Source organism: Enterobacter huaxiensis (genome assembly GCF_003594935.2).
GTDB classification, from domain to species: domain Bacteria; phylum Pseudomonadota; class Gammaproteobacteria; order Enterobacterales; family Enterobacteriaceae; genus Enterobacter; species Enterobacter huaxiensis.
In genome coordinates this window covers 445,027-457,357 of sequence record NZ_CP043342.1, presented here as the reverse complement: position 1 = coordinate 457,357, position 12,331 = coordinate 445,027, and the positions used below count along the sequence as shown (strand labels likewise).

The 12,331-nt window shown below is 51.9% G+C and carries 8 protein-coding genes, 2 tRNA genes and 4 rRNA genes; 6 read left to right on the top strand and 8 right to left on the bottom strand.

Translation table 11 applies throughout. The features are described 5' to 3' along the window. Positions 1-59 precede the first annotated feature (59 nt). The 5 genes from D5067_RS02255 (at position 60) to D5067_RS02235 (ending at position 4,913) form a co-directional block, all read left to right on the top strand. Positions 60-281, top strand: a complete 222-nt coding sequence (locus D5067_RS02255; protein WP_006178893.1) for a lipoprotein — start codon at positions 60-62, stop codon at positions 279-281. Between the two features lie 478 nt (positions 282-759). Next, the gene (locus tag D5067_RS02250) at positions 760-1,785 is read left to right on the top strand and encodes an amino acid ABC transporter substrate-binding protein (protein WP_119936756.1); all 1,026 of its coding nucleotides are present in this window, start codon (positions 760-762) and stop codon (positions 1,783-1,785) included. A 67-nt stretch (positions 1,786-1,852) separates the two neighbouring features. Then, positions 1,853-3,034 (top strand): amino acid ABC transporter permease, encoded by a 1,182-nt coding sequence (locus D5067_RS02245; protein ID WP_119936755.1) that lies wholly within the window; start codon positions 1,853-1,855, stop codon positions 3,032-3,034. Positions 3,035-3,043: 9 nt separating this feature from the next. Continuing rightward, positions 3,044-4,147 (top strand): amino acid ABC transporter permease, encoded by a 1,104-nt coding sequence (locus D5067_RS02240; protein ID WP_119936754.1) that lies wholly within the window; start codon positions 3,044-3,046, stop codon positions 4,145-4,147. 7 nt (positions 4,148-4,154) lie between these two features. Next, a complete protein-coding gene (locus D5067_RS02235) occupies positions 4,155-4,913 on the top strand; it encodes an amino acid ABC transporter ATP-binding protein (protein WP_119936753.1) in 759 nt (252 codons plus the stop codon). A 106-nt stretch (positions 4,914-5,019) separates the two neighbouring features. On the opposite strand, the gene rrf (D5067_RS02230) is transcribed toward D5067_RS02235, so the two are convergent. The 6 genes from rrf (D5067_RS02230) to D5067_RS02205 form a co-directional block, all read right to left on the bottom strand. After that, positions 5,020-5,135: ribosomal RNA gene (rrf, locus tag D5067_RS02230) — 5S ribosomal RNA — on the bottom strand. Positions 5,136-5,178: 43 nt separating this feature from the next. Next, positions 5,179-5,254, bottom strand: a tRNA-Thr gene (locus D5067_RS02225). 14 nt (positions 5,255-5,268) lie between these two features. Continuing rightward, positions 5,269-5,384, bottom strand: a 5S ribosomal RNA gene (gene rrf / locus D5067_RS02220). 76 nt (positions 5,385-5,460) lie between these two features. After that, positions 5,461-8,366: ribosomal RNA gene (locus D5067_RS02215) — 23S ribosomal RNA — on the bottom strand. A gap of 194 nt (positions 8,367-8,560) precedes the next feature. After that, a tRNA-Glu gene (locus D5067_RS02210) sits at positions 8,561-8,635 on the bottom strand. A gap of 87 nt (positions 8,636-8,722) precedes the next feature. Next, positions 8,723-10,262 (bottom strand): 16S ribosomal RNA (locus D5067_RS02205). The 16S, 23S and 5S rRNA genes sit together here with 2 tRNA genes alongside, the layout of an rRNA operon. Before the next feature lie 471 nt (positions 10,263-10,733). Between D5067_RS02205 and D5067_RS02200 the strand changes: the two genes are divergently transcribed. Then, entirely contained in the window at positions 10,734-11,288 is a 555-nt protein-coding gene (locus D5067_RS02200) for a gamma carbonic anhydrase family protein (protein ID WP_119938515.1), read from the top strand. Here the strand turns inward: D5067_RS02200 and D5067_RS02195 are convergent. Both D5067_RS02195 and aroE read right to left on the bottom strand, forming a co-directional pair. Next, entirely contained in the window at positions 11,264-11,512 is a 249-nt protein-coding gene (locus D5067_RS02195) for a DUF1488 family protein (protein WP_119938516.1), read from the bottom strand. The two genes, D5067_RS02200 and D5067_RS02195, sit on opposite strands and share 25 nt — an antisense overlap. Beyond that, complete coding sequence (gene aroE / locus D5067_RS02190; protein WP_119938517.1) at positions 11,509-12,327, bottom strand: shikimate dehydrogenase; 819 nt, start codon at positions 12,325-12,327, stop codon at positions 11,509-11,511. Before aroE ends, D5067_RS02195 begins: the two co-directional genes overlap by 4 nt. Positions 12,328-12,331 lie beyond the last annotated feature (4 nt).

Here is a 12,331-nt window from a genome sequence, read left to right as displayed (position 1 = left end):
GATTCGTTTATTGCCACTTTGGCTTTATAGCGGATGAATGAAAATACTGAGGTAACATCATGAAAAGATTCATTTCCGTTGCACTACTCGCTGCGCTGCTTGCAGGATGCGCGCACGATTCACCGTGTGTACCGGTTTACGACGATCAGGGCCGTCTGGTTCACACCAATACCTGTATGAAGGGCACAACGCAGGATAACTGGGAAACAGCAGGTGCCATTGCAGGCGGAGCGGCGGCAATCGCTGGTCTGACGCTGGGTATCGTCGCCTTGACTAAATAACCAAACACTGTTGAAAGCGCGGCGTTGTCCGCGCTTTTGCTTTTAAATAGTGCAGCAGTAGCACGTAAGTAAAAAAAACGCCCTTCTTTCTTCCCTGTGTTTAATTTAAGTCGATTGATAATCACATTATTATTATCTAACTATTTAAATTATCGATTCTATCGTGATGCTTTTCACATATTAAGTACATTCAAGATCCTGCCAATATTCACGTCAGAAACTACCTGACGGATTTATCTAACAGTTAAGCAAACTTTTGCTCTGATTTGTGGCGCAGGTTGGAATTTCGCACCATTTCAGGGCGCTCGGTTTATTTAACCCTGTCTACACTCAGCTTGATGCGTTTAATTCTCCGCAATTTCTTTAAACGCAAAACCTGGCATTACGTTTGCTTTATAAACGTTGGCCAACGCCACAGACAGGTAAAAGCGTTTGAAAACGCCTCCATAACGATAAAATTCGCCACACAGGATGCATTATGAAAAAGACGATGATAGCCAGCCTGGCCGCTGCAGGTGTGTTGTTTGCAGTAGCAGGTCAGGTCCACGCGGGCACGACGCTGGATGCCGTTAAAAAGAAAGGTTTTGTACAATGCGGTATCAGTGACGGTTTGCCTGGATTTTCTTATGCCGATGCTAACGGTAAATTTACCGGCATTGATGTCGATGTCTGCCGTGGCGTCGCCGCAGCCGTTTTCGGTGATGACAGCAAAGTAAAATACACGCCGCTGACGGCGAAAGAACGTTTCACCGCGCTGCAGTCTGGCGAAGTGGACATGCTCTCCCGTAATACCACCTGGACCTCCTCCCGGGATGCGGGAATGGGAATGTCATTTACCGGCGTCACCTATTATGACGGCATCGGTTTCCTTACACACAATAAAGCGGGCCTTAAAAGCGCCAAAGAGCTGGATGGTGCAACCGTCTGTATTCAGGCAGGAACCGATACCGAGCTTAACGTCGCGGACTACTTCAAAGCGAACAACATGAAGTACACCCCGGTCACGTTCGACCGTTCAGACGAATCAGCCAAAGCGCTGGAGTCAGGGCGCTGCGATACGCTGGCCTCTGACCAGTCACAGCTTTACGCGCTGCGTATTAAGCTGAGTAACCCTGCCGAGTGGCTCGTCCTGCCTGAAGTGATTTCCAAAGAGCCGCTTGGACCGGTCGTTCGCCGCGGTGATGAAGACTGGTTCTCTATCGTGCGCTGGACGCTGTTTGCCATGCTGAATGCCGAAGAGATGGGTATTAGCTCTAAAAACGTCGATGAGAAAGCCGCCAATCCGTCCACCCCTGACATGGCGCATCTGTTAGGCAAAGAAGGTGATTTCGGCAAGGATCTGAAGCTGGATAACAAATGGGCGTATCACATCGTTAAACAGGTCGGTAATTACGCTGAAATCTTCGAGCGTAACGTGGGATCGGAGAGCCCGCTTAAGATTAAACGCGGCCAGAACAATCTCTGGAACAACGGCGGCATTCAGTACGCACCGCCTGTACGTTAAGCAACGGTTGTAACGGGCACTGCGTCTGCAGTGCCCACTCCAGAGTCATGGTTACCGAGGTTTCTTTATGTCCCATCGCCGCTCAGCCGTAAAAGGATCGTTATCCTTTTCTCATCCCGCGGTCCGCGCCTGGCTATTCCAGATTATTGCTATCATTGCGGTTGTGGTCGTCGTTGTTTATTTAATCCATAACACGGTTACTAATCTCAATAATCGCGGTATCACATCCGGCTTTGCATTTCTGGATCGCAGCGCGGGTTTTGGCATTGTTCAGCATCTTATTGATTATCAGGAAGGCGATACGTACGGACGCGTGTTTGTGGTTGGCCTGTTGAATACGCTGCTGGTTTCGGCGCTCTGCATCGTGTTTGCCTTCATACTCGGATTTTTCATCGGCCTGGCCAGACTGTCCGAAAACTGGCTGCTGCGTAAACTTTCGACTATTTATATCGAGACGTTCCGTAATATCCCTCCGCTGCTGCAGATCTTTTTCTGGTATTTCGCCGTGCTGCGTAACCTACCAGGACCGCGCCAGGCGGTAGATGCTCTCGACCTGTTTTATCTGAGTAACCGCGGGCTTTATATTCCTTCACCGGAGGCTGCCGACGGGCTTTTCGCCTTTATCGCTGCCATTGCCATTGCACTTATCCTTTCTGTCGGGCTATTCCGTTATCACCGTAAGCTCCAGGTCAAAACCGGACAGCTTCGTAAAACATGGCCAATAGCGGTAGCGCTTATTGTCGGCCTGCCGTTCGTTGCACACTGGCTGTCCGGCGCTGCGCTGCACTGGGATGTTCCGCATCTACGTGGTTTTAACTTCCAGGGTGGGATGGTGTTAATCCCTGAACTGGCAGCCCTGACGCTGGCGCTTTCGATATATACCTCTGCTTTTATTGCCGAGATTATTCGCGCGGGGATACAGGCGGTACCTTACGGGCAGCATGAGGCTGCGCGCTCGCTCGGTTTACCCAATACCGTAACGTTGCGTCAGGTCATAATTCCACAGGCGCTGCGGGTCATCATTCCACCGCTGACCAGCCAGTACCTCAACGTTGTCAAAAACTCTTCGCTGGCCGCGGCCATTGGCTACCCGGATATGGTGTCGCTATTTGCCGGAACCGTGCTTAACCAGACCGGACAAGCAATTGAAACTATTGCCATCACGATGTCTGTCTACCTGATTATCAGCCTGGTGATATCGCTGCTAATGAACCTTTATAACCGTCGCATCGCACTGGTTGAGCGCTAAGGAGCCATGATGACAAAAGCAATATTGTCTCACCCTGCGCGTCCAGCCAAATCGACAGGCACACGTTCCATTACGTGGGCGCGAAAGAACCTCTTCTCCAGCTGGAGCAACAGCCTGCTGACCATTGTCTGCCTTTGGCTCATGTGGGAATTGATCCCCCCACTGCTCAACTGGGCTTTTTTACAAGCCAACTGGGTCGGCTCTACCCGCGCTGACTGTACGAAAGCAGGGGCATGCTGGGTGTTTATCCATGAGCGTTTCGGTCAGTTCATGTATGGATTGTATCCGCATGAACAGCGCTGGCGGATTAATCTGGCGCTGGCGATTGGTCTCTTCTCTGTTGCGGCAATGTTCTGGAAAAAGCTGCCTCATCGCGGACGCTATATCGCCTGCTGGGCAGTTGCCTACCCGATTATTGTCTGGGTGCTACTGTACGGAGGTTTCCTGGGGCTTGAGCGTGTTGAGACCCGCCAGTGGGGCGGCCTCACGCTTACACTGATCATTGCTTCTGTGGGGATCGCCGGCGCATTGCCGTGGGGGATTTTGCTCGCCCTTGGCCGACGCTCAAAAATGCCGGTCGTGCGCGTACTCTCCGTCATCTTTATTGAGTTCTGGCGTGGCGTTCCGCTTATCACCGTACTGTTTATGTCTTCGGTCATGCTGCCGCTGTTTATGGCGGAAGGTACCACCATAGACAAACTGATCCGTGCCCTCGTGGGGGTGATTCTGTTCCAGTCAGCCTATGTTGCTGAGGTGGTGCGCGGCGGCCTTCAGGCATTACCTAAGGGCCAGTACGAAGCAGCTGAATCTTTAGCTCTGGGCTACTGGAAAACCCAAGGGCTGGTGATCCTGCCCCAGGCCCTTAAGCTGGTTATTCCAGGGCTGGTGAACACGATCATTGCCCTCTTCAAAGATACCAGTCTTGTGATCATCATTGGATTATTCGATCTCTTTAGCAGTGTGCAACAGGCGACCGTTGACCCTGTCTGGCTGGGTATGTCCACCGAAGGATATGTCTTTGCTGCCCTGATCTACTGGATCTTCTGTTTTAGCATGTCGCGCTATAGCCAGCATCTGGAGAAGCGCTTTAACACCGGGCGTACACCGCACTGAGGAAATTATGAGCCAGATTACTATGACACCTGCCGACGCGATGATTACGCTGGAAAACGTCAATAAATGGTACGGACAATTTCACGTCCTGAAAGACATTAACCTGAAAGTAAAACAGGGTGAGCGGATCGTACTTTGCGGCCCTTCAGGCTCTGGAAAATCGACAACGATTCGCTGCATTAACCATCTTGAGGAGCATCAGCAAGGGCGCATTGTTGTTGACGGTATTGAACTTAATGAAGATATACGCAATATCGAGCGCGTGCGTCAGGAGGTAGGAATGGTGTTTCAGCACTTCAATCTGTTCCCGCATCTGACCGTTCTGCAAAACTGCACGCTGGCGCCAATTTGGGTGCAAAAGATGCCGAAAAAGGAGGCAGAAGCCCTGGGAATGCACTATCTGGAACGCGTGCGTATCGCAGAGCATGCCAATAAATTTCCAGGACAAATTTCGGGTGGCCAACAGCAGCGCGTGGCCATCGCCCGCTCACTGTGCATGAAACCTAAAATTATGCTGTTTGATGAGCCAACGTCTGCGCTCGATCCGGAAATGGTGAAAGAGGTACTGGACACGATGATTGGGCTGGCGCAATCCGGGATGACAATGCTGTGCGTGACGCATGAAATGGGGTTTGCCAGAACGGTGGCTGATCGGGTGATCTTTATGGATCGTGGGGAAATTGTCGAACAGGCACCACCGAATGAGTTTTTTGCGCATCCGAAGTCAGAACGTACTCGGGCGTTCCTGTCCCAGGTGATTCACTAATCGTTTGTTATGCCGGGTGGCGGCTTCGCCTTACCCGGCCTACAGTTTGTGCAGCATAGAAACGCAAAAAGGCCATCCTTTCGGATGGCCTTCTCACTTGTTTGATGTCTGGCAGTTCCCTACTCTCACATGGGGAGACCCCACACTACCATCGGCGCTACGGCGTTTCACTTCTGAGTTCGGCATGGGGTCAGGTGGGACCACCGCGCTAAAGCCGCCAGACAAATTCTTTTACTTCTTGCCGAACTTTAACCTAAGTATAAAGTGGTGCTGATACCCAGAGTCGAACTGGGGACCTCACCCTTACCAAGGGTGCGCTCTACCAACTGAGCCATATCAGCACGCTAAATTTGATGCCTGGCAGTTCCCTACTCTCACATGGGGAGACCCCACACTACCATCGGCGCTACGGCGTTTCACTTCTGAGTTCGGCATGGGGTCAGGTGGGACCACCGCGCTAAAGCCGCCAGGCAAATTCTGTTAAATCTGTATCAAGGCTGAAATTTGATTGTCTGTCTCTCGTCCGCCGAAACAGCTTCGGCGTTGTAAGGTTAAGCCTCACGGTTCATTAGTATCGGTTAGCTCAACGCATCGCTGCGCTTACACACCCGACCTATCAACGTCGTAGTCTTCAACGTTCCTTCAGGACCCTTAAAGGGTCAGGGAGAACTCATCTCGGGGCAAGTTTCGTGCTTAGATGCTTTCAGCACTTATCTTTTCCGCATTTAGCTACCGGGCAATGCCATTGGCATGACAACCCGAACACCAGTGATGCGTCCACTCCGGTCCTCTCGTACTAGGAGCAGCCCCCCTCAATTCTCCAGCGCCCACGGCAGATAGGGACCGAACTGTCTCACGACGTTCTAAACCCAGCTCGCGTACCACTTTAAATGGCGAACAGCCATACCCTTGGGACCTACTTCAGCCCCAGGATGTGATGAGCCGACATCGAGGTGCCAAACACCGCCGTCGATATGAACTCTTGGGCGGTATCAGCCTGTTATCCCCGGAGTACCTTTTATCCGTTGAGCGATGGCCCTTCCATTCAGAACCACCGGATCACTATGACCTGCTTTCGCACCTGCTCGAGCCGTCACTCTCGCAGTCAAGCTAGCTTATGCCATTGCACTAACCTCCTGATGTCCGACCAGGATTAGCTAACCTTCGTGCTCCTCCGTTACTCTTTGGGAGGAGACCGCCCCAGTCAAACTACCCACCAGACACTGTCCGCAACCCGGATCACGGGTCTACGTTAGAACACCAGCCATTAAAGGGTGGTATTTCAAGGTTGGCTCCACGCAGACTGGCGTCCACGCTTCAAAGCCTCCCACCTATCCTACACATCAAGGACCAGTGTTCAGTGTCAAGCTATAGTAAAGGTTCACGGGGTCTTTCCGTCTTGCCGCGGGTACACTGCATCTTCACAGCGAGTTCAATTTCACTGAGTCTCGGGTGGAGACAGCCTGGCCATCATTACGCCATTCGTGCAGGTCGGAACTTACCCGACAAGGAATTTCGCTACCTTAGGACCGTTATAGTTACGGCCGCCGTTTACCGGGGCTTCGATCAAGAGCTTCGCGTTGCCGCTAACCCCATCAATTAACCTTCCGGCACCGGGCAGGCGTCACACCGTATACGTCCACTTTCGTGTTTGCACAGTGCTGTGTTTTTAATAAACAGTTGCAGCCAGCTGGTATCTTCGACTGATTTCAGCTCCATCCGCAGGGACTTCACCTACACATCAGCGTGCCTTCTCCCGAAGTTACGGCACCATTTTGCCTAGTTCCTTCACCCGAGTTCTCTCAAGCGCCTTGGTATTCTCTACCTGACCACCTGTGTCGGTTTGGGGTACGATTTTGTGTTACCTGATGCTTAGAGGCTTTTCCTGGAAGCAGGGCATTTGTTACTTCAGCACCGTAGTGCCTCGTCATCACACCTCAGCGTTAGAAGAGTTCCGGATTTACCTAAAACTCCCGCCTACATGCTTAAACCGGGACAACCGTCGCCCGGCTAACATAGCCTTCTCCGTCCCCCCTTCGCAGTAACACCAAGTACAGGAATATTAACCTGTTTCCCATCGACTACGCCTTTCGGCCTCGCCTTAGGGGTCGACTCACCCTGCCCCGATTAACGTTGGACAGGAACCCTTGGTCTTCCGGCGTGCGGGCTTTTCACCCGCATTATCGTTACTTATGTCAGCATTCGCACTTCTGATACCTCCAGCACCCCTCACAGGACACCTTCAACGGCTTACAGAACGCTCCCCTACCCAACAACGCATAAGCGTCGCTGCCGCAGCTTCGGTGCATGGTTTAGCCCCGTTACATCTTCCGCGCAGGCCGACTCGACCAGTGAGCTATTACGCTTTCTTTAAATGATGGCTGCTTCTAAGCCAACATCCTGGCTGTCTGTGCCTTCCCACATCGTTTCCCACTTAACCATGACTTTGGGACCTTAGCTGGCGGTCTGGGTTGTTTCCCTCTTCACGACGGACGTTAGCACCCGCCGTGTGTCTCCCGTGATAACATTCTTCGGTATTCGTAGTTTGCATCGGGTTGGTAAGCCGGGATGGCCCCCTAGCCGAAACAGTGCTCTACCCCCGAAGATGAGTTCACGAGGCGCTACCTAAATAGCTTTCGGGGAGAACCAGCTATCTCCCGGTTTGATTGGCCTTTCACCCCCAGCCACAAGTCATCCGCTAATTTTTCAACATTAGTCGGTTCGGTCCTCCAGTTAGTGTTACCCAACCTTCAACCTGCCCATGGCTAGATCACCGGGTTTCGGGTCTATACCCTGCAACTTAACGCCCAGTTAAGACTCGGTTTCCCTTCGGCTCCCCTATACGGTTAACCTTGCTACAGAATATAAGTCGCTGACCCATTATACAAAAGGTACGCAGTCACCTAACAAGTAGGCTCCCACTGCTTGTACGTACACGGTTTCAGGTTCTTTTTCACTCCCCTCGCCGGGGTTCTTTTCGCCTTTCCCTCACGGTACTGGTTCACTATCGGTCAGTCAGGAGTATTTAGCCTTGGAGGATGGTCCCCCCATATTCAGACAGGATACCACGTGTCCCGCCCTACTCTTCGAGTTCACAGCATGTGTGCTTTCGTGTACGGGACTATCACCCTGTACCGTGCGACTTTCCAGACGCTTCCACTAACACACAAGCTGATTCAGACTCTGGGCTGCTCCCCGTTCGCTCGCCGCTACTGGGGGAATCTCGGTTGATTTCTTTTCCTCGGGGTACTTAGATGTTTCAGTTCCCCCGGTTCGCTTCGTTAAGCTATGTATTCACTTAACGATAGTGTGTCGGAACACACTGGGTTTCCCCATTCGGAAATCGCCGGGTCAAAGGTTCATATCACCTCGCCGGCGCTTATCGCAGATTAGCACGTCCTTCATCGCCTCTGACTGCCAGGGCATCCACCGTGTACGCTTAGTCGCTTAACCTCACAACCCGAAGATGTCTCTTTCGACACATCATCGACTTGCGAAAATTTGAGAGACTCGAACACACCCTTAAAGATGTGTCGTTTCAATTTTCAGCTTGATCCAGATTTTTAAAGAGCAAATATCTCAAACGTAACTCACTGAGTTAGTTTTGAGATATCGGTTGGCTGTGTCTTTCACTCACACCCAGCAAGTGGCGTCCCCTAGGGGATTCGAACCCCTGTTGCCGCCGTGAAAGGGCGGAGTCCTAACCGCTAGACGAAGGGGACACGGAGTGTCTCGACTTCGCAGCCGTCTTGCTTCTCTACATTCATCAGACAATCTGTGTGGACACTACAAAGGCAGGTTCTTTAAGGTAAGGAGGTGATCCAACCGCAGGTTCCCCTACGGTTACCTTGTTACGACTTCACCCCAGTCATGAATCACAAAGTGGTAAGCGCCCTCCCGAAGGTTAAGCTACCTACTTCTTTTGCAACCCACTCCCATGGTGTGACGGGCGGTGTGTACAAGGCCCGGGAACGTATTCACCGTAGCATTCTGATCTACGATTACTAGCGATTCCGACTTCATGGAGTCGAGTTGCAGACTCCAATCCGGACTACGACGCACTTTATGAGGTCCGCTTGCTCTCGCGAGGTCGCTTCTCTTTGTATGCGCCATTGTAGCACGTGTGTAGCCCTACTCGTAAGGGCCATGATGACTTGACGTCATCCCCACCTTCCTCCAGTTTATCACTGGCAGTCTCCTTTGAGTTCCCGGCCGAACCGCTGGCAACAAAGGATAAGGGTTGCGCTCGTTGCGGGACTTAACCCAACATTTCACAACACGAGCTGACGACAGCCATGCAGCACCTGTCTCAGAGTTCCCGAAGGCACCAATCCATCTCTGGAAAGTTCTCTGGATGTCAAGAGTAGGTAAGGTTCTTCGCGTTGCATCGAATTAAACCACATGCTCCACCGCTTGTGCGGGCCCCCGTCAATTCATTTGAGTTTTAACCTTGCGGCCGTACTCCCCAGGCGGTCGACTTAACGCGTTAGCTCCGGAAGCCACTCCTCAAGGGAACAACCTCCAAGTCGACATCGTTTACGGCGTGGACTACCAGGGTATCTAATCCTGTTTGCTCCCCACGCTTTCGCACCTGAGCGTCAGTCTTTGTCCAGGGGGCCGCCTTCGCCACCGGTATTCCTCCAGATCTCTACGCATTTCACCGCTACACCTGGAATTCTACCCCCCTCTACAAGACTCTAGCCTGCCAGTTTCGAATGCAGTTCCCAGGTTGAGCCCGGGGATTTCACATCCGACTTGACAGACCGCCTGCGTGCGCTTTACGCCCAGTAATTCCGATTAACGCTTGCACCCTCCGTATTACCGCGGCTGCTGGCACGGAGTTAGCCGGTGCTTCTTCTGCGGGTAACGTCAATCGACAAGGTTATTAACCTTATCGCCTTCCTCCCCGCTGAAAGTACTTTACAACCCGAAGGCCTTCTTCATACACGCGGCATGGCTGCATCAGGCTTGCGCCCATTGTGCAATATTCCCCACTGCTGCCTCCCGTAGGAGTCTGGACCGTGTCTCAGTTCCAGTGTGGCTGGTCATCCTCTCAGACCAGCTAGGGATCGTCGCCTAGGTGAGCCGTTACCCCACCTACTAGCTAATCCCATCTGGGCACATCTGATGGCAAGAGGCCCGAAGGTCCCCCTCTTTGGTCTTGCGACGTTATGCGGTATTAGCTACCGTTTCCAGTAGTTATCCCCCTCCATCAGGCAGTTTCCCAGACATTACTCACCCGTCCGCCGCTCGTCACCCAGGAGCAAGCTCCCTGTGCTACCGCTCGACTTGCATGTGTTAGGCCTGCCGCCAGCGTTCAATCTGAGCCATGATCAAACTCTTCAATTTAAGTTTGATGCTCGTGAATTAAACTTCGTAATGAATTACGTATGTTCACTCAGAGACTTGGTATTCATTTATTGTCCGAAGACATTAAGAATCCATGTCACTTTGAGTGCCCACACAGATTGTCTGATAAATTGTTAAAGAGCAGTGCAACGCGGCTTTCGCTCACCGTTGCGAGGTGGCGTATATTACGCTTTCCTCTTTCAGAGTCAACCCGTTATTTCAGGATTTTTTCTCTTCAACCGACCCGGTTGTTTGTGAAGTGATTCACATCTGCCGTGTCGATGGAGGCGCATTATAGGGATCCCAGTTTTTAGCACAAGTGTTTTTTAGATCTTTTTTTCCGACTGCTGATTTTCCGCGCTTTTCGCTGAAATCCCGCCCGATCTGCACAAATATTGACGCATTTTGCCTTGCCTCGATCCCAAAATATGATCAAAGTCTTGTATAGCGTGCTCATCTGTCGAGGTAGATATGTCTGCAGTATTACGTCCTTATAAAGATCTCTTCCCCCAAAAAGGCGATCGCGTGATGATCGATGCCAGCAGCGTGGTCATTGGTGATGTTCGTATGGCCGATGATGTCAGTATCTGGCCACTGGTTGCGATCAGGGGGGATGTTAACTATGTGGCAATTGGCGCCCGTACCAATATTCAGGACGGTAGCGTGCTGCATGTAACCCACAAATCCTCATACAACCCGGAAGGGAATCCGCTTATCGTTGGAGAAGATGTTACCGTCGGCCATAAGGTGATGCTCCACGGCTGCACTATCGGTAACCGGGTACTTGTAGGAATGGGCTCGATTTTACTGGATGGCGTCATAGTAGAAGATGACGTGATGATTGGCGCCGGGAGCCTGGTCCCTCAAAATAAACGACTCGAAAGTGGTTATCTCTATTTAGGCAGTCCGGTAAAACAGATCCGCCCTTTAAAAGAGGCGGAGCTCGAAGGGTTAAAATACTCGGCGAACAACTACGTGAAATGGAAAGATGACTATCTGGATCAGGATAACCAGACCCAGCCTTGATCGTCTTCCTGCTGATCGCGTATTAAATCGCTGGCTTCCTCTTCAAGATCCCAGCGATTTTCGCAAAACACCTCTAAAGGATTGGAACCGCCAAAGCGATGCAGTAGCGTTTCTCCGTCGATTGCACAGGTCAGCTGCATTCCATGTACCAGCACCGGGAAACATACCGCTTGCTTGTCCTCATCCCAGGCTTCTCTGTCAGGAAAGTGAATCGCCTGGTTCACGCTGTCAGTTCCTGTTTCAGTTTTTCAATCACCGGCTCTACCGCAGGCAACACCCCGTGCCAGAGCAGTACCGCATGCGCCGCCTGCCCCACCAGCATGCCCAGCCCATCAGCCAGATGCTTCGCACCATGCTGTTCGCACCAGTTAAGAAAAGGCGTTTTCCCTTTTTGATAGAACATGTCGTAGAAATAGACGTGGGCACTTACCAACGAAGCAGGGATCGCAGGCACCTCGCCATTGATACCGCTGGAGGTCGCATTAATGATGAGATCGAACTCGCGATCGGCAAGATCGTCAAGGGCTGCAGCGCTAACGCTCCCCGTATGGGCGAATAACGTAGCCAGCTCCTCCGCCCGGGCGAAGGTTCGGTTAGTAATGGTCACGGCACAATCAAGTGAAAGTAAAGGAAGGAGCACGCCCCGCGATGCCCCACCCGCACCAATCAGCAGAACCCGAAAACCGGGTTTGATAAATGCCAGTCTTTCCAGATCGCTGAGCAAACCAATCCCGTCAGTGTTGTCACCCAGAAGGCGACCATCCTCAAGCCGCTTAAGCGTGTTCACGGCACCAGCAAGCGAAGCTCGCTCAGTCAGTTGATCCGCACGTTCGAACGCTTCTTCCTTAAAGGGCACTGTCACATTCGCCCCCTTACCGCCAGCGTCGAAAAAAGCATTGAGTGTCGCTACAAATGCATCAACAGGTGCCAGAACACGACCATAGGGATGATCTATGCGCAGCTGGTCAGCAAACTGCTGATGGATCAACGGCGACTTGCTGTGCCCTATCGGATTACCAAAAACAGCATAAGCTTCCATCGTA

Bases quoted from the DNA above. Each gene is read 5' to 3' on its own strand.
- D5067_RS02255 (WP_006178893.1), top strand. From the start codon at position 60: ATGAAAAGATTCATTTCCGTTGCACTACTCGCTGCGCTGCTTGCAGGA.
- D5067_RS02250 (WP_119936756.1), top strand. From the start codon at position 760: ATGAAAAAGACGATGATAGCCAGCCTGGCCGCTGCAGGTGTGTTGTTT.
- D5067_RS02245 (WP_119936755.1), top strand. From the start codon at position 1,853: ATGTCCCATCGCCGCTCAGCCGTAAAAGGATCGTTATCCTTTTCTCAT.
- D5067_RS02240 (WP_119936754.1), top strand. From the start codon at position 3,044: ATGACAAAAGCAATATTGTCTCACCCTGCGCGTCCAGCCAAATCGACA.
- D5067_RS02235 (WP_119936753.1), top strand. From the start codon at position 4,155: ATGAGCCAGATTACTATGACACCTGCCGACGCGATGATTACGCTGGAA.
- D5067_RS02200 (WP_119938515.1), top strand. From the start codon at position 10,734: ATGTCTGCAGTATTACGTCCTTATAAAGATCTCTTCCCCCAAAAAGGC.
- aroE (WP_119938517.1), bottom strand. From the start codon at position 12,327: ATGGAAGCTTATGCTGTTTTTGGTAATCCGATAGGGCACAGCAAGTCG.